Genomic DNA, 18,966 nt, shown 5'->3' on the forward strand with positions numbered 1-18,966 from the left:
TCCGATGACCAACCTTGAATCGCCCGCGGAACGCTATGCCGCCTCCAGAGCCCGCGCCGGCCGGCCCCGCCTGGAGTCATTCCGCACCGGGCTCCGCTTCGGACTGGATCCCTTCCAGCTGGCCGCTTGCGCGTCTCTCGAGGACGGTAACAGCGTGCTCGTGGCCGCGCCCACGGGTGCCGGCAAAACCCTGATCGCCGAGTTCGCGATCTATCTGGCAATGCAGAGCTCACGGAAGAAGGTCTTCTACACCGCCCCGATGAAGGCGCTGAGCAATCAAAAGTTTCAGGAACTCGTCGCAGAATACGGGGCGGATGCCGTGGGCCTGCTCACCGGCGACACGAACGTGAACCCGCAGGCCCGCATCGTGGTCATGACGACCGAAGTGCTGCGCAACATGCTCTACGCCGATTCGGACCTCCTCACAAACCTTGCCTTCGTCGTGTTGGACGAGGTCCACTTCCTGGCCGACCGGTTCCGCGGTGCCGTCTGGGAAGAGGTCATCATCCATCTGCCCCAGGACGTACGTCTGGTCTCGCTCAGCGCCACGGTCTCAAACGCCGAAGAATTCGGCGACTGGCTGCAGGCCGTCCGCGGCGAAACGGATGTCATCGTCTCCGAAGAGCGGCCGGTTCCGCTCGAACAACATGTGCTGGTCAAGAGCAAAATGATCGACCTCTTTGACGCAGCCGGCCTGGCCGGGACCCACCGGGTGAACCCGGAGCTGGTGCGGCTGGCCCAGTCGGGCGGGCGCGCACCCGGCGTCCGCTCGTCGAACGGACGCCGGGGCGGCGACCGCGACCGCGGCCGGGGGACCCAGCCGCGTGGCGGTTTCGAACCGGGGCGGATGGACCGCTCCGACATCGTGCGGCTGCTCGAGGGCAAACACCTGCTCCCGGCGATCTTCTTCATCTTCAGCCGAGTCGGCTGCGACCAGGCGGTCCGCCAGGTACTGCGGGCCGGCGTGCGCTTGACCGACGCTCAGGAGCGCGAGGAGATCCGGCAGATCGTCGACGAGCGCTGCCGTACGCTGCTCGACGAAGACCTCGGCGTGCTCGGCTACTTCGAGTGGCTCGACGGCCTCGAGCGGGGTGTCGCCGCCCACCACGCCGGGCTGCTTCCGGCGTTCAAGGAGGTCGTCGAGGAGCTGTTTCAGAAGAAGCTCCTAAAGGCCGTCTTCGCCACGGAAACCCTGGCGCTCGGCATCAACATGCCGGCCCGTACGGTGGTGCTCGACAAGCTCGAGAAGTTCAACGGCGAGGCGAGAGTGCCGGTCACCCCGGGGGAGTACACCCAGCTGACCGGTCGGGCCGGGCGGCGCGGCATTGACATCGAGGGCCACTCGGTGATCCAGTGGGCTTCCGGACTCGACCCTCAGACGGTGGCGTCACTCGCGTCTCGACGCACCTACCCGCTCAATTCCAGCTTTAAGCCGACCTACAACATGGCCGTCAACCTGATCGACCAGTTCGGTCGGGAACGCACGCGTGAGGTCCTCGAGTCCTCGTTTGCCCAGTTCCAGGCCGATCGGGCGGTCGTCGACCTGGCACGCAGAGTGCGCCAACAGGAAGAGTCACTGACCGGGTTCGCACAGTCCATGGTCTGCCACCTGGGCGACTTCACCGAATACTCCGCCATCCGTCGCAATCTCACCGACGTCGAGCGCCAAAATGCGGCGGGGGAGACCGGCGCCCGTGCGGCGCGCGAGCGCCGCCAGCGCGAACTCGGCAGCCTGCGTAAGCGCATGCGCGAGCATCCGTGCCATAGCTGCCCTGAGCGCGAGCAGCACGCACGGTGGGCACAGCGCTGGTGGACGCTGAGGCGAGACACGGATACCCTCACCCAGCAGATTACGACACGCACCGGCGCCGTCGCACGCGTCTTCGACCGGGTGACCGAAGTTCTCGTGGGCTACGGCTATCTCGTCGAGAACCCCGACGGCACGGTCACGCTCAGCCCGAGCGGCCTGATCCTGCGGCGCATCTACGCGGACCGTGACCTCCTGGTAGCGGAATCGCTGCGCCGGGGCCTGTGGAACGACCTCGACCCAGCGGGTCTCGCCGCCATGGCCTGCGCTCTCGTTTTCGAACCCCGCCGCGAAGAGGGTTTGATCGACGAACGCTACCTGCCCAAGGGCGCCTTCCGCGAGGCCCTGCACGAGACCCAGGAGTTGTGGAGCCGCCTCGATGATCTCGAACGCGATCACAAGCTTCCCGGCAGCAACCCCCTCGCGGTGGGACTCAGCCTGGCGATATGGAAGTGGGCGCGAGCCGGTTCGCTCATCGACGTCCTGGATGAGGCCGAGATGGCGGCGGGCGACTTCGTGCGCTGGACGAAGCAGACCATCGACCTTCTGGATCAGCTCTCGGTCGTGGCCGACGACCCCGTCGGCCGCACCGCTCGCAAGGCCATGGATGCGATCCGCCGTGGGATCGTGGCCTACTCGTCAGTCGCCTAGGCTGATGACGTGATCTCGGGGACCCTTCGGCCATTGGCCCTCCCGTTGCCGGCCGCTATTCTGCTCGCCGCGGCGGCCGGCGCGATCCTGGACGCCGGGTTTCCCGATCGGTCGTGGTGGATTCTGGCCCTGGTCGGAGTCTTCCTGATGCTCTTTGCCCTACTGGGGCGTGGTTTCTGGTCCGGCCTGCTCATCGGGTCGGTGGCCGGATCAGCGTTCTGGTTGATCCACATCAGCTGGCTGACGCTCTATCTCGGACCTGTGCCCTGGCTGGCACTGGCCGGCTTGCAAACCATATTCTTCTGCATCAGCCTGGCGCTGATCGGTGTCGTGCTCGAAACGGGGCCGCGGGTGTGGCCGACCAGCCTGGGCCGCCTCGGCGTGGTGCCGGTGGTCGTGGCTGGGCTGTGGACGGCGCGGGAAGCACTCGCCTCGGTATGGCCGTATGGCGGATTCGCTTGGGGCAGGGTGGCCATCTCCCAGTCCGAGAGCCCGTTCAATTCACTGGTGGCCTGGGTCGGCATGTCGGGACTCAGCTTCGTCCTGGTCTGGCTTTGCGCCCTGGCTCTGCAGTTGCTCCGCGAAACCCCGGTGCGACTCACCGTGCGCTCAGGCATCGCCGCAGGGGCGATCGCGGTCGTATTGGTCGTACCGGCCTGGCCGACGGTACAGACGGGGGAGGTGCGTCTGGCTGCCATCCAGGGTGCATCGGATGCCGGTCTGTTCGCGCGCTACTCACCGGGGCAGATCCTGGCGGACCACACTTCGGCGACCTTGGCCGTCATCGACGAGGAGGTCGACTTCGTCGTGTGGCCGGAGAACGCCAGCGACATAGACCCACTTCGTTCAGCGGATGCCGCCAAGAACCTGGACTTCCTCAGCCACCGGATGGGCGTCCCGATCATCGCGGGAGCGATAACGCAGCGGAACAACAAGATCTACAACAGTTCTCTGCTGTGGCAGGAGGGGGAGGGCGCCGTCGACATCTACGACAAGGTGCATCCGGTGCCCTTCGCGGAGTACATGCCGGACCGTGCGTTCTGGCGGCCATTTGCTCCCGAGCTGATCGACCTGGTCGCGCGCGACTACGCCATCGGCACCCGGGACAACGTTTTCGACATCAACAGGATCGTGGCGGGGCTCGCCATCTGCTTCGATATCGCCGACGACCAGCTCGTTCAGGAAATGGTCGACGACAAAGCCGAGATCATCCTTGCCCAGACGAACAACGCCGACTTCGGCCGCACCGACGAGAGCGTGCAGCAGTTGGCCATCGCGCGACTCCGAGCCATCGAAGCCGGGCGCACAGTCGTGAATATCTCCACCGTGGGCACCAGCGCCATCATCACGCCGGATGGTGCCACGCTCGACAGTCTGCCGACCTGGCTGCCCGGAGCGATGGTGCAGTCAGTTCCCCTGAGCGACACGGTCACCCCGGCGATGGCTGCGGGACGGGTAATCGAGTGGCTGGTGTGCGGCCTCGGCCTTGCCGGGTTTGTACTGTGCTCTCGTAACACGCTGCGCGCCCGACGAAATCGGGCGCATAGCGTGTGATCCTGATCAGTTCAGGCGGCGCGAAAAAGGGCCGATCAGGCGCCGATCTTCTGCTGTCCGCGACGCTCCCGCAGGAACGTCAGCCGTTCCTCAAGGAGTTCCTCGAGCTCGGCGCGGGTGCGTCGCTCCAGGAGCATGTCCCAATGCGTACGCGGTACTTTCTCGTCGGAATGGTCCACTATCACCGGTTTGGAGTCAACCAACCGGGTTGCTGTCTGTGAACAGAAGCGACATTCCCATTCGTCAGGAGCTTCCGCCTCTGCCGAGAAGATCATGACCGTCTCCCGTGCGCACGTCGCACACAGATACGTGTGACTAACTCGTGGTGAAAAGGTTACGCCCTCTTCGCTCTGAAGGCTTTGTGCGCCTAACCTCATGCCACGCAAACTGCGATCCGCCATCGTGTGGTCTCCTCTCGCGATACAACTTCTAGGTATAAACCATCAAGCTGGACGTTATCTTTCCGTTATGTGACTTCTCGGAGCGAACTCTCAGGCTCGCGCCGCGATGATCGCCACGGCCAGGTCGCACCGGTCGGTGACGATCCCATCGACACCGAGGTCCAGGAGCCGGATCATGGACTCCGCATCGTTGATGGTCCAGACATGCACCTCCACCGCGGCCGCGTGCATGCCGCGAATGAAGCGGGGAGTGAGGATGCGAAGGAAACGAACCGACTCCGGCACCTGCACGGCGGCAAAGCTCCTCAGGGAGTGCCGAACCGGAGCGGCAAGGCCCAGTTCGGCGGCCAAAATGGCGCGCATCAAGACCGACGCGGATGCCGATGTGGCCACCCCGGGGAGCAGCGCAGCCGTGCGGCGACGGCGGTTCTCGGAGAAAGAGGTGATCAGCACCCGGTCGATGGCGCCGGCGTCCCGGACCGCCGCGGCCGTGGCCTCGACGGCGGCCAATGATTTGACGTCGATGTTGAACCGGGCCTCCGGGAAGACGTCAAGTCCCTCGCGAAGGGACGCGAAGGATTGCCCCTGACCGAGTCCGACCCGGCGCAGCTCACCCATGGTGAGCTGATCGAGGCGAATGCGGGTTCCGGCCACATCGTGTTCAGCGTCGTGGCTGAGCACGGCGATTCCGTCGTCCGTGGCGTGGACATCCGTCTCGATGTGGGTCGCGCCGACCGCGAGCGCGTGCCGGAACGCCAGCAGGGTGTTCTCCGGTGCATCAAGGGAGAGGCCGCGATGGGCGAAAACGCGCGGCCCGACCCCCTCGAGGTACATCGCCGCCTACGCCTCCGGGACGGCGGGGGACCGGCCGGCCGGCCCGGCCTGCGCGGTCTGCGCGGTCTGCGCGGGGGCGGCCGAGCCGCCGACGGCATGGCCGAACGCCGCCCCGATGCCGTTCATCGCGGCGGTGAGTTCGCTGGGCACGATCCACAACTTGTTCGCACTGCCCTCCGCGAGCTTGGGGAGGGTCAGAAGGTACTGATAGGCCAGGAGCTTCGGATCCGGGTCACCGTCGTGGATCGCCCTGAATACCGTGGTGATGGCCTCCGCCTCACCCTGGGCGCGCAGAACGGCTGCCTTCGCGTCACCCTCCGCCGACAGGATGGCGGCCTGCCGAGCTCCCTCGGCCGTCAGAATCGCCGACTGCTTCGTGCCCTCGGCGGTCAGGATGACCGCGCGGCGGTCACGCTCGGCGCGCATCTGCTTCTCCATCGAATCCTGGATGGACAGGGGCGGGTCGATCGCCTTCAGCTCCACCCGTCCGACTCGGATACCCCACTTGCCGGTCGCCTCGTCCAGCACGATCCGTAGTTGCCCGTTGATATTGTCGCGGCTGGTCAGCGCCTCTTCAAGGTTGAGGCCACCGACCACATTGCGCAGGGTCGTCGTCGTGAGCTGCTCGACCGCGCCCAGGTAATTCGCGATTTCGTAGGTGGCGGCACGTGCATCCGTGACCTGAAAATAGACCACGGTGTCAATGGACACCACGAGATTGTCCTCCGTGATCACCGGCTGCGGGGGGAAGGAAACGACCTGTTCGCGCATGTCCAGCAAGGGTCGCACCCGGTCGATGAAGGGAACCAGGATGTTCAGGCCCGGCTCGAGCGTCTTGTGATACTTGCCCAGACGCTCGACGACGCCGGCGTTGGCCTGCGGGATGATCTTGATGGCCCGGACTAGAACGACGACGACGAACACCCCGAGTACCAAGAGGAGGGCGGCAATGAAGATTTGCCCAATGAATTCACCGGTGGAGAGCACTATGTGATGTTCCTTTCCGAGGGATGAACGACGGCGGTGGAGCCTTCGATCGCGGTCACGCGAACAATCTCACCGGGTTCGGCGGATTGCGTGTCGGTGTCGGGGGAGAGGCGGGCTGACCAGGTTTCGCCGTTGGCCAGTTTGACCATTCCACCCGAGGGGCGAACGGTGGACAGTACTTGTGCGGTCATGCCGAGCAGTGCGGCGACATTGCTCGGTGTGTGATCGGCACCCTTCCTCATCAGCCGCAGGAGAACCGGGCGTATGAGCAGGATGAGGAGCACGGATACCACGGCGGCCGTGACGATCTGGAGCCACCACACGGCTCCCAGCAGGTTCGCCCCCAGGCCGGCCAGGCTTCCGACAGCAATCATCAGAAAGGTGAACTCGAGAGACAGCAGCTCGATGATCACACAGACGAGGATGAAGACGAGCCACACGATCCACAAGTAGTCGGTCAGGTCAGCCATCAATTTTGGAGCCTCTCACGTGACGTTTCCCTCTCGAAGCTATCACCTGCTCGTTGGCCGGAGTCGAGACTGGCCGAGGCTGAGTCCCGCCGCTCATGTTGGTAGGGTTGGGCGTTGTGACTACTGCACCCAAAAATCCCCTCGACGCCGGCTCTCTCATCGGCAAACGCGCCCTGGTCACGGGGTCGTCCCGTGGTGTCGGAGCGGCCACCGTCGGCCTCCTCGCCGAGGCGGGCGCCAGCGTCGCGATCAACTTCCGTAACAAGGAGGCACGGGCGATCAAGGTCGCCGATGCGATCCGCGCCGCAGGTGGCACGGCAATCACGGTCGGCGCAGATCTGACGGATGCTGCATCCGTCGAGTCCATGTTCGAAACCATCCGTGCGGAGTTCGGCGGCCTCGACATCCTCGTCATGAACGCCTCCGGTGGCATGGAAAGCGGCATGGCCGAGGATTACGCCATGCAGCTGAACCGGGACGCCCAGGTCAACCTGCTGCACGCGGCACGGCCCTTGCTCGCTCCGGGTGCCCGCGTGGTGTTCGTCACCAGCCACCAAGCCCACTTCGTCGAGACCACGACCACCATGGCCGAATACGAGCCGGTCGCCCGGAGCAAGCGCGCCGGTGAGGACGCACTGCGCGCCCTCATCCCCGAGTTCGCCGAGGCCGGCATCGGTTTCGTCGTTGTCTCCGGCGACATCATTGAGGGCACGGTCACCGCCGTCCTGCTCGAGCGAGCCAGCCCGGGCACCATGACCGCGCGTAAGGATGCCGCCGGCCGGCTGTACAACGTCAGCGAATTCGGCGCCGAGGTTGCGTTGGCGGCCGTCGAGGCCGTGCCGGAGAACAACACCAGGTACGTCGGGGACATCGCGGACTACGTCGGCGAAGCCGCCAGTCGAAACTGACGTCGCGGGCAGCACGTGCAGTGCGGCCTGGCGAATGCCGTGCGGCCGCGCCGTGCGGCCGCGCCGAGCGGCCGCGCCGAGCGGCTACGCCGTATCGAGTGTCGCCGACCGGCCCCGGCCGAACATGAAGGCCTGCGCCATTTGGATGATCCCGGACAGAACGAGGAACACTCCGCCGATCGTGACCAGAATGGTGACCGACTCGACGGGGGAGAAGAGCACCACGACGCCGGTCACGACGGCGATGGCGCCGAAGACCGCACCGAACCACCTGCTGGAGTCCGGAGCCGTCTCGACCAATCCGGCCACACCTTCCACGATCCAGGAGATCCCGATGAGCATCCCGAGCACTGCCAGGGTGTCCGAAGGGTTTCTGATTGCCACGATACCGCCGACGATCAGCAGCACGCCGAGCAGGATGTTCACAACCCGGCTACTGCCGGACGCACCCTGTGTGAATAATCCTCGGCCTACGTGAACGATGCCGCTGATCAAAAAGTACAGGCCGAAGAGGATCTTGAGGGAGCCGACGGTGGCGTCCGGCCAGGACAGGATCAGGACGCCGACGACCAGGGCCAGCAGGCCGGTGCCAGCGATGGCCAGGCGCACACCGGTGATTTGTGACGTGCTGAGCGCTCTCTAATCCAACGACAGATCGAAGGCCGTAACGGTAGTGGGCATTTCAGCTGCCTCTCGGATTCTGGGAACGTGCCGTGTCGCACAAAGTAGTCGAGTCCGGCCAGCACGTCCAGACCTCTTCACTGGTAGACCGATAATGCACATTATGTCAGCGCGTAATGCATCTATTGCAGGAATTGCAGAATAGGACTCCCCTGGTATTTATCCGCCGGAGCGCTGGCCGCGTCAGGAACTTCCGCTGTTTCTCTGAGATGCGGGGCGCTATATCTGCACTGGTCAAGGTCTGAGCGCTCCGCCTCAACGTGGGGAATTTCGCGGCGCATATCCTCTCGGGATCCCCGTATTTCCGCGGTTTCACGCCGAGTCCTTTGCATGTTTTGCATTTGAAGAGCATAATTTGCAGACAGGTTGAGGGGGCTTATGAGCGTTGCATCGGGCCAAGTAACCCATCTGCCTCTGCGCCCCGAGGCGACCAGCCCGGATGCCGTTTTCACCGACATGGTCGACAGCTGGCGCCGCCAACAGCACTCCCGCAATTTCCGGCACGAAACCATTTCTGGACGCGAACGAACGATCTGTCGGTTCGCGGACTTCACCGGGCACTTCCCGTGGGAATGGACGTTCGCGGACGTCGAGGACTACTTCGCTTACACGCGCTCGGTATCAAACCTGTCCCAGGCCACCGTCCGGGCGTATCAAACCAACCTCAAACTGTTTTGCGACTTCCTCACCGATCCGGCCTACGACTGGAGCGAAGTCTGCGGACGTTCCTTTGGCCGGCCCGTCACTCAGATCATCACCGACTTCAACCGGGCCACCCACACGCAACAGAATGAACAGCGGGCAACGAAACGCCTGTTTTCGCGTCGTGAGCTGCAGGACTTCTTCGATCTCGCCGACGTCGAGGTCGAGCGTGTCATCAACTCGGGACGCAAGGGCGCCATCGCCGCCTACCGCGATGCCATCGCGTTCAAGACCGCCTACGCCTGGGGACTTCGCGCCAACGAGGTGACCCACCTGCAGCTGGTCGATTTCTCCCGCAACCCGCACTCGCCCCAGTTCGGCGACTTCGGTGTCCTCCACGTCCGTTACGGGAAGGTCCAGAAAGGGTATGCGCCCAAGCGCCGCTCCGTTCTCACCGTGTTCGAGTGGTCGCCTGAGGCCGTTCACCGGTGGATCCGCACCGGACTGCCTCACCTTGCCGCTCAACCGACCGACCTGTTCCCCACCAGCCAGGGCCTCGTCGTGCCGAAGTCGAATCTACGGCGACGCTTCCGCGCCTACGTCAACGAGCTGGGCTTCCCGGCCGGCCTGGACATGCATTCCCTTCGCCGGTCCTACGTCACCCACCTGTTCGAGTTCTATGGCTTCGAGCACACGTTCGTCCAACAACAAGTTGGCCACCTCCATGCGTCGACCACATCCATTTACACGGCAGTCTCCAGCGACTACCAAACCCGGGCGTTGAACCGCGTCCTCGAGCGCACGATCAACGCGACCACCAACAGCACCCCGTGGGAGGAAAAATCATGAAACGAGAAATCGAGTACCGCTGGCGCGCACGCGAGCTCATGGCGCGCCACGGCATGAAGAACAGCCGAGAACTCGTCGCCCCGCTCCGAGAACGCGGCATCACGCTCTCGGGGTCGCAGATCTATCGACTCGTCGCCCAGGATCCCGAGCGGATCTCCTTCAAAGTCCTGACCGCTCTCTGCGACATCTTCAACGTTGAGGCGAACGAGCTCGTCACCTTCACCGCAGCGAACGCCAAGAGCCAACGCCAAGAACGAACAATCGCCTCCGGCGAGAACATCGTCAACTTCGCCGACGCATACAAACCCGTCCGCGCCCGCATCCTCGACGATGACGACTGAGCACCGCACCCGCGGACGCCCCCGAACCCCAGGCACCCTGCACTGCGACCGCTGCGGTGGTCTGGTCGCGAAGATTCGAGTGCACTGGCCCGACGGCGCCATTTGCGGGATCTGCTTCACCACAGCCACACACACCCGCGGCCCTTGCGCTACCTGCGGCGACACACGCCTGCTCCCTGGCAAAGACGCGGACGGATCGAACACCTGCCGTGACTGCGCCGGCATCACCACACTCCTGCACTGCGACACCTGCGGCGATGAAGCCGAACGATTTCGTAACGGCAACTGCATCCGCTGCGTCCTCCGCGCCGACCTCACCGCAACCCTCCAACCCAACACTCCCCCGGACCTCCGGCTCAAACGCCTCGTCGCTGTCTTCGCCAATGCCGAGCGACCCGAGAGCATCTATACCTGGAAACGCGGCATCGGCGCCAGTGCCCTCCTCACCCGACTGGGCACCAGGGAACTGGCCATCAGCCACGAGGCCTTCGACGCCCTACCCGCATCCAACGCCGTCGAACACCTTCGCGAAACACTCACCCATCACGGCATGCTGCCGCCCCGGGACCGCCAACTGGCGGCGTTCGAACGCTGGCTCGAGAAGAGAATCGTGTCTCTTGCTGACCATCGCGAGATCCAAGGACCGATCGAACGCTTCGGCCGGTGGCATCACTTGAAACGACTCCGGGCGAAGTCGTTGCCCGGCACGAACATGAACTTCGCCGTCCGGTCAGCGAAGCAGGAAATCACCGAGTCAGGACGATTCCTCGCCTGGCTCCTATCCGAGCACGACACCACCTACACCGATATCCGTCAATCGCACCTCGACGACTACCTCGCCTCCGGACCATCCACTCGCCATGCCATCAACACCTTCATCGCCTCGCTCGTCACATCACACGAGATCGCGAAAGTCCGGGTCCCCCGTCGTGAAGCACAATCGACCCCGATCCTGACGCAGGCAGCCAGAATCGACCACATCCGCGCCTGCCTCACCACCGGAGAAATGCCCGCCGCAGACCGCGTCGCCGCACTTATCCTGCTGCTTTACGCACACCCGGTCGGAAAGATCGCAGCCCTGAAAACCAGCGCCCTCGAAGCGCGACCCGATGGCCTATACCTGCGTCTGGGATCGGTGCCAGCCCTACTGCCCGCACAAGTCGCGGCAACCTTCTGGGACTACGTCCACAACCGCCCCAACCAGCAAACTGTCAACACCGACAGCCCTTGGCTCTTTCCCGGCAACCTGCCTGGCCAACACACCCATCCAGAAAACATGCTGAACCGACTTCGCAGCTGGGGAATCGACCTCAACGGCGTCAGAAACACCGCCCTGCGCGACCTCGCCAGAGAGCTCAATCCCACCGCCTTGGCCATTTCCCTGGGATATAGCAGCGAGACAATCCACCAGCACGCCGCCGCCGCCGGAGCACCACACGCCGACTACATCAACCTCAAATCATCACAGCTCCGGCCCTCGCCCAGGCTCAGTTCCGTGAAGGATTAGGACCCTTTCGGATAAGTCCAGTTCCCGCTTTGGCCGAAACCCGCCATGCGCAACACGTTCGTTCTGCTCGTGGGCACCATCCGCGAGCGCCTACTGCAGTGCAGTTATCCACCCGATGAAACGGGCTGGGCTCGCGTAGTGGATGACGCCGTCGCGGTAGCGGTACGCGGAGTCGAACTCCGGTATCGGCCGGCTAACCGACCGCGGGCCGGTCTCGATATACCCATCAGCCAGAAGCTGAGCTCTCAGAACATCCCAAGCCGGCATATCCCGGGTCCAGTTCGCGTACCGAACGGTCAGGTCCGTCTGCGGTTTCGTCCACTCACATCGCAGACCGTCAGCTCCGACCAATGAGTCCAGTTCTTCGCGGGGGCCGTCAGCACGGAAAGTGAGTCCGTCCGTCGCCATTTTCGAATTCAGGTCGGCGGTGAAAGCGTTGTCGCATGTATCGGTTTCAGGGATCGGCGTCGGGGTTGGAGTTATGGTTACGGTCATCGTCGGCGCAGAAATTGGTCCACCAGCTTCCGGTACCGACCCAGAACAGCCGATCATCGCCACCGCCAAACAACCCGCCGCCAGAACCGCACTCGCCCCTCGAAACCCCCTGATACGCATAGCCACAACCTACTGGTTCTGGCCCGCCGCGATTTCCATAAGCCGTCGTTCCGTAACTGGCGCCACGACTCCCCTGTCAGTCAGCACGCCGCCGCTGGAGCGCCCCACGCCGACTACATCAACCTCAAATCACCACAGCGCAGACCCCCCCAGGCTCAGCAACGGGAACCATTAGGACCCTTTCAGATAAGTCCAGTTTCCACTTAGACGATGCTTTCGCCTGATCAGGTGAGGCATAGGATCACTTCCGAAGCGTCCCGCATCGTGCCGGAATGTGCCGGAATGTGTCCAGCGGTGGATTTGGACCCTTGTGCAGACATTTGGCGACGGTTAGCCGAACCGCCGCCGCCGGACTCATTCTGGGCGGTCGATTTCCTTGTCGGTGTTCTCCGGTTCGTGCGGGCGCAGGACCATCCCGAATTCGTTCACGGGCAGGAACGCGTCCCGGTCCCACGCGCCCGGATGCGGCACGGGGCACGTAAGGATAGTGTCATGGGCGCCGCGCTCGATCAAATGTGCACGCATGGTCTGCCCACAGACCGGGCATTCCTTCAGATCGGTCGGCACGTCCGTATCCGCGAATCGCGGATCCACTCGGTCGGAGTGGCGAGTAGGACTGCTCACCGGCGGTTCCCTGTCTTTGTCCATGTGCTCAGACTACGCCGAGTTTCAAAATCGACCAGATGCGTGTGCTTTGCGTCTATTCTTCTCCGAAGCCCGATTCCAGAAGGTCTCCCAGAGCGGCAACGGCTGCCGCTCCGGCCTCATCCGAGGAGGAGATCTTCGCGGTCATGCCGCGGATGAGTCCGAGTGACATCACGGCGAGCAGACTGGATGCATCCCTGCCGTTCACGGTGACTCGTGCCTCGAACGTATTGGCGAGCTTCACGAAGTCAGCAGCCGGTCGGGCATGCAGACCATCCTTGTTCACCAGGGTAACGGTTCGCGTGACCACCGGCGGCAGCGCTGGTTCCGCCCCAGCTGCGGAGACGGCCCCGGCTGCGGATTGCGCGGCCCGCACGACAGACTCGATGTCTCCCCCAATCTCGGCGGCGACGGCCGCAGCCACACCCCCCTCGACCAGAGGCGCATCCACGATTCGTACTCGGGCACGCGCCGCGTCTCCGAGGAAATCCAACGCGGTTTCGGCCGTCAGGATCGCGGAGCCCAGGTCGCAGAGGAGCACGACGCCGGCGCCGGCGTCAGCCTGTGCAATGCCGCTGACCACCTTCGTGAAGCTCGTGCCGATACCCCCGTCGTCTGTCCCACCGGCCGGGACCATCCTCGTTTGGGGTGCCATCTGGGTTGCCAGATCGAGGAGACCGTCGGCGATCTTCGAGCTGTGGGAGATGAAAACGAGGCCGACAAGCCCCTCTGTGGCGGTCATTTCAGGCGGTCGCTGCGGTGTCGGCAGCTGCTCGCAACAGCAGGGCCGAAGACTGCGCTCCCGGGTCGCGGTGACCGATGGCCCGTTCGCCGAGGTAGCTAGCCCGTCCCTTGCGCGCAACCCAGGGTTCCGTCGCCTCTGCCCCTGCCTCGGCGGCAGCTGCCGCCGCCATCAAAATCGCCAGGTCGTTCGCACCGTCGGCACGGGCTGCTTCGGCGGCGTCGACCGCCGGAGTCCAGGCATCGACCATGGTCTTGTCTCCGGGTTCCGCCTTGCCGCGCAGGACGATGCCGTCTCGCGCGGCCGCCAGGAATGCGACTAGAGCGGCCCCGTCAAGATCAGCCGAGCCGGTGATGGCCACGGCCGCCTTGAGGAACGCTGTTCCATACAGTGGACCCGCCGCACCGCCCACGGTTGAGATCAACGTGGTTGCGACGAGTTTGAAGACGTCCCCGGGGTTCGCCTCGGACGAAAGGTCATCGAGTTTCAACAGCACCGCCTGGAAACCGCGGTCCATGTTTTCGCCATGATCACCATCGCCGATTTCACGGTCCAGATCAATCAATTCCACACGGTGCTCATTCATTACCGCCGCGCTGGTCCTGATCCAGGCTTTCGCCCACGTGCCGTCTAGCTTCATTGGATCTCCTTCTACCGGCCTATCGTCCCCACCGTAGCGCTGCCGTCTGGACCGGCGCATCCCACAGGGCAGTCAGTTCGTCATCGAGTTTCAGCACGGTGATGGATGTTCCCTGCATCTCGAGAGACGTCGTAAAGTTCCCGACGAGTGTCCTGGATACTTCGATCCCCTGTTCGGCCAACACCTCGGCGGCCCGTCGAAACACGATGTACAGCTCGATTTGCGGTGTGCCGCCCATTCCGTTGACGAAGAGCAGCACCTCGTCCCCGGCTACGAACGGGATGTCCTCAAGGATAGGGCCGAGGAGCCGGTCGACGATGGCGTCGGCCGGCTCCAGCTTGATCCGCGCGCGCCCCGGCTCGCCGTGGATGCCGATCCCGATCTCGATCTCATCGTCGGCGAGCGTGAAGCTGCCTTCCCCGGCGTGGGGAACAACGCACGGCGTCAGCGCCACACCCATCGAACGCACACCGGAGATGACCCTCTCTGCGATCGCGGCGACGGTCTCCAGGGCGTCTCCGCGCTCAGCCGACGCTCCAGCGATCTTCTCGACCAGGACCGTCCCGGCCACGCCACGTCGCCCGGCCGTGTACAGCGAGTCCTTCACGGCGACGTCGTCGTTGACGATCACCGAGCGGACCTCGATTCCGTCCGCGGCGGCGAGGTCGGCGGCGGTCTCGAAATTCAAGACGTCCCCGGTGTAGTTCTTGACGATGTGGAGCACCCCCGCTCCCCCATCGACCGCCTTCGTCGCGGCGAGGATCGGGTCGGGTGTCGGTGAGGTGAAAACGGCCCCGGGTACGGCTGCGTCCAGCATCCCGAACCCGACGAACCCACCGTGAAGTGGCTCGTGTCCGCTTCCTCCTCCGCTGACCAGACCCACTTTCCCGGCAACGGGAGCTTCCGTGCGCACGATGTAGATCGGTTCCGTCGAAATCCGGACGATATCGGCGTGGGCCGCGCCGAACCCGGCCACGGCCTCAGCGACGACATTCTTAGGATCATTGACGAGTTTCTTCATGTCTCTTCCTTCGATCGAGGTGGTTGGACGGCCCGTCGACGGGCTGTTGTGGAGCGCTATGCACTTTAGGCTCAACCTACGCGCTGCCCTCGCTGCCGGTAAGGGGCGGTGAATTATGCGTCCACCGGCCCATTCCGCTGCGTTAATCGCCGCGCTATGGTAACGCCGATCGCTCACCGCTCTGGGTCGCTCCGGCATCTTCAGCCTCACCAAGAAAGGTCAACGTGGACAATATTGGAGTCGTATTCTTATCGGAAGTGCTGGGCACGGGGATACTCGTCCTCCTCGGAACCGGTGTGGTCGCCAACGTCGCGCTGGCCAAGAACAAGGGCCTCGGCGGCGGATTCCTCATGGTCACCATCGGGTGGGGTTTCGCGGTCTTCGCCGGTGTCATCGTCGCCTACAATTCTGGTGCACACCTTAACCCGGCAGTCACCCTCGGCCTGGTGACATCGGGTGCAACGGAGTTCGGTTCGGGCGTTCCCGTGAACTTCCTGTCTGTCCTCACCTACATCGCGGGTCAGCTCCTCGGCGCCTTCATCGGAGCCGTCTTTTGCTGGCTGGCCTACAAACAGCACTTCGACGCTGAGCCCAACTCCGCCAACAAACTCGGCGTCTTCTCGACCGGTCCGGCCATCCGCTCCTACGGATGGAACCTGACAACCGAGATCATCGGCACATTCGTGCTTGTCTTCGTCGTTCTGGCGTTCGGTGGCGGGCGCCAGGGCGAGAGTGGCGGACTGGCCGCGCTCGGCGCACTGCCCGTCGCGCTGCTAGTTATCGTCATCGGCACCTCGCTCGGTGGGCCGACCGGATACGCCATCAACCCGGCTCGTGACCTGGGGCCCCGCATCGCGCACTTCGTCCTGCCGATCAAGGGCAAGGGAACGTCTGATTGGGCCTATTCCTGGGTTCCTGTCGTGGGTCCGGTCATTGGCGGCATGCTCGCCGGATGGGCTTCCCTGTTCCTATTGCCCGTCCTCACGTAATCCTTCCCGCGGGCCGGTTCAGTCATTGAATCGGCCCGCGCTGTGTGGCTTCACGCAGCGGCGTGCGCCGCGTCAAGCACTGATTCTCGCAATCCAAGGAGGTATTCCAAGGCCGAGTACGTAATCGCAATCGACCAGGGAACCACGAGTTCCCGAGCGATCATCTTCGACAACGCAGGCTCGGTGATCGCGATCGGTCAGCACGAGCACGAGCACGAGCACGAGCAGATCTTCCCTCGGGCCGGCTGGGTCGAGCACGACCCGATGGAAATTTGGGACAACACCCGTGAAGTGATCGGCCAGGCTTTGTCCAAGTTGAACCTGACTCGGCATGACATCGAGGCTGTGGGAATCACCAACCAGCATGAGACCGCAGTGGTCTCGGACCGCCGCACCGGGCTGCCCGTCCACAACGCGATTGTCTGGTGAGATACCCGCACCCAGCCCATGGTGGACCGTCTCGTCGCCGACGGCGGAGTCGAACGGTTCAAGGCCCAGGTGGGGCTCCCTCTGGCGACGTACTTCTCCGGAACGAAGATCGTCTGGATTCTCGAGGAGGTGAATGACGCGCGCGCAAGGCCGAAGCCGGCGATCTGATGTTCGGCACGACGGACTCCTGGGTGCTGTGGAACCTGACCGGCGGTCTCGAAGGCGGCGTGCACGCCACGGACGTGACCAACGCCAGCCGCACCGTGTTCATGGATCTCGAGATTCTGCAATGGGACGACGACATCCTCGCCGCCTTCGGGGAACCCAAGTCGATGCTGCCCGAGATTCGTTCGTCGTCCGAGGTCTACGGCATCGCGAGCGGCCACTGCCGGCCTTCGACCAAGGTGAGGCGAAGAATACCAACGGCACCGGTGCCTTCCTGATCTTCAACACAGGCACCGATATCATCCACTCCAAGAACGGTTTACTCACCACGCTCGGCTACAAGCTCGGCGACGCCGAACCCCACTATGCGCTGGACGGCTCCATCGCGGTCACCGGCTCCCTCGTGCAGTGGCTGCGAGACAATCTGGGAATGATCAGTACCCCCGAGGAAATCGAGACGCTTGCCAAAACGGTCGATGACAGTGGCGGCGCCTACTTCGTGCCCGCCTTCTCCGGACTCTTCGCGCCGAACTGGCGCTCGGACGCCCGTGGTGCCCTCGTCGGCCTGGCCCGATTCGTGGACAAGGGCCACATCGACCGCGCCGCCCTCGAAGCGACCGCGTTTCAGACCCGGAAGGTCCTGGACGCGGTTAACGCCGACTCGGGTGTTCCATTTACCGAGCTGAAGGTTGACGGGGGCATGATCGGCAACAACACGCTGATGCAGTTCCAGGCCGACATCATCGGCGTGCCAGCGGTGCGACCGGTCGTGGCCGAAACCACGGCTCTGGGCGCCGCGTACGCCGCCGGACTGGCGGTCGGGTTCTGGGGTGACCTTGACGAACTGCGGGCCAACTGGCGGGAGGACAGCCGGTGGACCCCGCAAATGGGCGAAGAAGAGCCGAACCGACAGATGCGCAACTGGAAAAAGGCCGTTACCAAGACGTTCGGCTGGGTTGACAAAGACGTCGTCAAGCTCGTCTCGTTTTGTCTGGGCCAGCCGGGTCACACCCGACTGGCCGCGACCCACTCAGCGAGCTTGGCCGTGGCCGCACCGGAGTCGACTGCCTCCGCGGCCACCACCATTTTAGTGCGAAAGCGCTCGATAATATTGACTTGAGACTGCGCGGGATCGTTTGCAAGGTCAAACGCGACCAGGCCGGCGGCCGCGTTCAGCAGGACGATGTCACGCACCGCACCGACCTCACCGGCCAGCACTGAATGAACGACGGCCGCATTGTGCTCAGCGTCCCCGCCAACGAGCTCATTGATCGAGGCCCGTCGGATTCCTAGGTCACGCGGATCGATGTCGTGCTCCGTCACCAGGCCCCGCGACACCTCCCAGACATGGCTGTGGCCGGTCGTGGTCAGCTCATCGAGACCGTCGTCACCGCGGAAGACCAGGGCCGTCGCCCCGCGTGTCTGGAATACACCCACGATGAGCGGAACTCGGTCCAGGTTTGCGACTCCCACTGCTGACGCCTCGGGACGGGCCGGATTGCACAACGGGCCGAGGTAGTTGAACACCGTGGGGATGCCGAGCTCCTTGCGCGCAAGCGCTGCGTGACGGAACCCCGGGTGGAAAGCGGCAGCGAAGGCGAAGGTGATCCCGGCCGTATCCAGAATGGCAGCAACCTTGTCGGCAGACAGTGACAGGTCAATGCCGAGGGCAGCAAGCACGTCCGACGAACCGGACGCCGAGCTTGAGGCCCGGTTGCCGTGTTTGATCACGGGAACGCCGACCCCGGCGCAGACGATGGAGGCCATCGTCGAGATGTTGACGGTGCCGAACCGATCCCCACCAGTGCCGACGATGTCCAGGGCCATCGGGTTCACCGCCAGCGGTACGGCATGGTCGAGGATCGCATCCCGAAACCCGACGATTTCGTCCACGGTTTCGCCCTTGGCGCGCAGGGCTACGAGGAAGCCGGCCAGCTGCGCCGGAGTTGCCTCCCCCAGCATGACCTGCTCCATGCTCCACGCGGCATCGGAGACGCTGAGGTCCTTCCCCGAAAGCAGAGCACTGAGGACGTTTGGCCAGGACTGAATTTCAAGCATGGATCGATTTTAGCGAGATCGACGATCCGT

Annotated in this window: 17 protein-coding genes and 1 pseudogene; 8 read left to right on the plus strand and 10 right to left on the minus strand. The window is 64.0% G+C overall.

Annotated elements, in window-relative coordinates; all coding sequences use genetic code 11:
- Nucleotides 1-4 precede the first annotated feature (4 nt).
- A complete protein-coding gene (locus E3T25_RS09025) occupies nt 5-2,458 on the plus strand; it encodes a DEAD/DEAH box helicase (RefSeq protein WP_134373768.1) in 2,454 nt (817 codons plus the stop codon).
- Between the two features lie 9 nt (nt 2,459-2,467).
- The gene (gene lnt / locus E3T25_RS09030; RefSeq protein ID WP_134373770.1) at nt 2,468-4,012 is read left to right on the plus strand and encodes an apolipoprotein N-acyltransferase; all 1,545 of its coding nucleotides are present in this window, start codon (nt 2,468-2,470) and stop codon (nt 4,010-4,012) included.
- A gap of 35 nt (nt 4,013-4,047) precedes the next feature.
- On the opposite strand, the gene E3T25_RS09035 is transcribed toward lnt, so the two are convergent.
- From E3T25_RS09035 to E3T25_RS09050, 4 genes are all read right to left on the minus strand, one after another.
- Complete coding sequence (locus tag E3T25_RS09035) at nt 4,048-4,413, minus strand: RNA polymerase-binding protein RbpA (protein ID WP_104102069.1); 366 nt, start codon at nt 4,411-4,413, stop codon at nt 4,048-4,050.
- Between the two features lie 90 nt (nt 4,414-4,503).
- The gene (locus E3T25_RS09040; protein WP_134373772.1) at nt 4,504-5,247 is read right to left on the minus strand and encodes a glycerophosphodiester phosphodiesterase family protein; all 744 of its coding nucleotides are present in this window, start codon (nt 5,245-5,247) and stop codon (nt 4,504-4,506) included.
- Between the two features lie 6 nt (nt 5,248-5,253).
- The gene (locus E3T25_RS09045; protein WP_369827983.1) at nt 5,254-6,213 is read right to left on the minus strand and encodes an SPFH domain-containing protein; all 960 of its coding nucleotides are present in this window, start codon (nt 6,211-6,213) and stop codon (nt 5,254-5,256) included.
- A gap of 20 nt (nt 6,214-6,233) precedes the next feature.
- Nucleotides 6,234-6,704, minus strand: a complete 471-nt coding sequence (locus tag E3T25_RS09050; RefSeq protein ID WP_174843026.1) for an NfeD family protein — start codon at nt 6,702-6,704, stop codon at nt 6,234-6,236.
- A gap of 116 nt (nt 6,705-6,820) precedes the next feature.
- On the opposite strand from E3T25_RS09050, the gene E3T25_RS09055 reads away from it, so the two are divergent.
- Nucleotides 6,821-7,612, plus strand: a complete 792-nt coding sequence (locus E3T25_RS09055) for an SDR family oxidoreductase (protein ID WP_233191461.1) — start codon at nt 6,821-6,823, stop codon at nt 7,610-7,612.
- Between the two features lie 84 nt (nt 7,613-7,696).
- Here E3T25_RS09055 and E3T25_RS09060 read toward each other — a convergent pair whose 3' ends face one another.
- Complete coding sequence (locus E3T25_RS09060) at nt 7,697-8,221, minus strand: HdeD family acid-resistance protein (RefSeq protein WP_166785105.1); 525 nt, start codon at nt 8,219-8,221, stop codon at nt 7,697-7,699.
- A 450-nt stretch (nt 8,222-8,671) separates the two neighbouring features.
- On the opposite strand from E3T25_RS09060, the gene E3T25_RS09065 reads away from it, so the two are divergent.
- The 3 genes from E3T25_RS09065 to E3T25_RS09075 all read left to right on the plus strand — a co-directional run bounded on the left by E3T25_RS09065 (nt 8,672) and on the right by E3T25_RS09075 (nt 11,632).
- The gene (locus tag E3T25_RS09065) at nt 8,672-9,784 is read left to right on the plus strand and encodes a tyrosine-type recombinase/integrase (RefSeq protein WP_134373778.1); all 1,113 of its coding nucleotides are present in this window, start codon (nt 8,672-8,674) and stop codon (nt 9,782-9,784) included.
- Nucleotides 9,781-10,125: a helix-turn-helix domain-containing protein gene (locus E3T25_RS09070; protein ID WP_134373780.1), complete on the plus strand. Its 345-nt coding sequence runs from the start codon at nt 9,781-9,783 to the stop codon at nt 10,123-10,125. The genes E3T25_RS09065 and E3T25_RS09070 overlap by 4 nt, the downstream gene beginning before the upstream one ends.
- 79 nt (nt 10,126-10,204) lie before the next feature.
- The gene (locus E3T25_RS09075; RefSeq protein WP_241980762.1) at nt 10,205-11,632 is read left to right on the plus strand and encodes a site-specific recombinase; all 1,428 of its coding nucleotides are present in this window, start codon (nt 10,205-10,207) and stop codon (nt 11,630-11,632) included.
- 969 nt (nt 11,633-12,601) lie between these two features.
- Here the strand turns inward: E3T25_RS09075 and E3T25_RS09080 are convergent.
- The 4 genes from E3T25_RS09080 to dhaK form a co-directional block, all read right to left on the minus strand.
- Nucleotides 12,602-12,814, minus strand: coding sequence for a hypothetical protein (locus E3T25_RS09080; protein WP_134342890.1), 213 nt, complete (start codon nt 12,812-12,814; stop codon nt 12,602-12,604).
- A gap of 133 nt (nt 12,815-12,947) precedes the next feature.
- Entirely contained in the window at nt 12,948-13,634 is a 687-nt protein-coding gene (gene dhaM / locus E3T25_RS09085) for a dihydroxyacetone kinase phosphoryl donor subunit DhaM (protein WP_134342891.1), read from the minus strand.
- A 1-nt stretch (nt 13,635) separates the two neighbouring features.
- Nucleotides 13,636-14,274: a dihydroxyacetone kinase subunit DhaL gene (gene dhaL / locus E3T25_RS09090; protein ID WP_104102053.1), complete on the minus strand. Its 639-nt coding sequence runs from the start codon at nt 14,272-14,274 to the stop codon at nt 13,636-13,638.
- A gap of 19 nt (nt 14,275-14,293) precedes the next feature.
- Nucleotides 14,294-15,295, minus strand: a complete 1,002-nt coding sequence (gene dhaK / locus E3T25_RS09095; RefSeq protein ID WP_134342893.1) for a dihydroxyacetone kinase subunit DhaK — start codon at nt 15,293-15,295, stop codon at nt 14,294-14,296.
- 224 nt (nt 15,296-15,519) lie between these two features.
- Here dhaK and E3T25_RS09100 point away from each other — a divergent pair, with 224 nt between their 5' ends.
- On the plus strand, nt 15,520-16,284 hold the full coding sequence (locus E3T25_RS09100) for an MIP/aquaporin family protein (protein ID WP_104102049.1): 765 nt from the start codon (nt 15,520-15,522) through the stop codon (nt 16,282-16,284).
- 123 nt (nt 16,285-16,407) lie between these two features.
- Nucleotides 16,408-17,848, plus strand: a pseudogene (locus E3T25_RS17690) (FGGY family carbohydrate kinase); the annotation flags it as partial.
- A gap of 35 nt (nt 17,849-17,883) precedes the next feature.
- On the opposite strand, the gene trpD reads toward E3T25_RS17690, so the two are convergent.
- A complete protein-coding gene (trpD, locus tag E3T25_RS09110) occupies nt 17,884-18,936 on the minus strand; it encodes an anthranilate phosphoribosyltransferase (protein WP_134373782.1) in 1,053 nt (350 codons plus the stop codon).
- Between the last annotated feature and the right edge of the window lie 30 nt (nt 18,937-18,966).

It is taken from the genome of Cryobacterium sandaracinum, from assembly GCF_004403415.1.
In the GTDB taxonomy this organism is placed as follows: Bacteria; Actinomycetota; Actinomycetes; order Actinomycetales; family Microbacteriaceae; genus Cryobacterium; species Cryobacterium sandaracinum.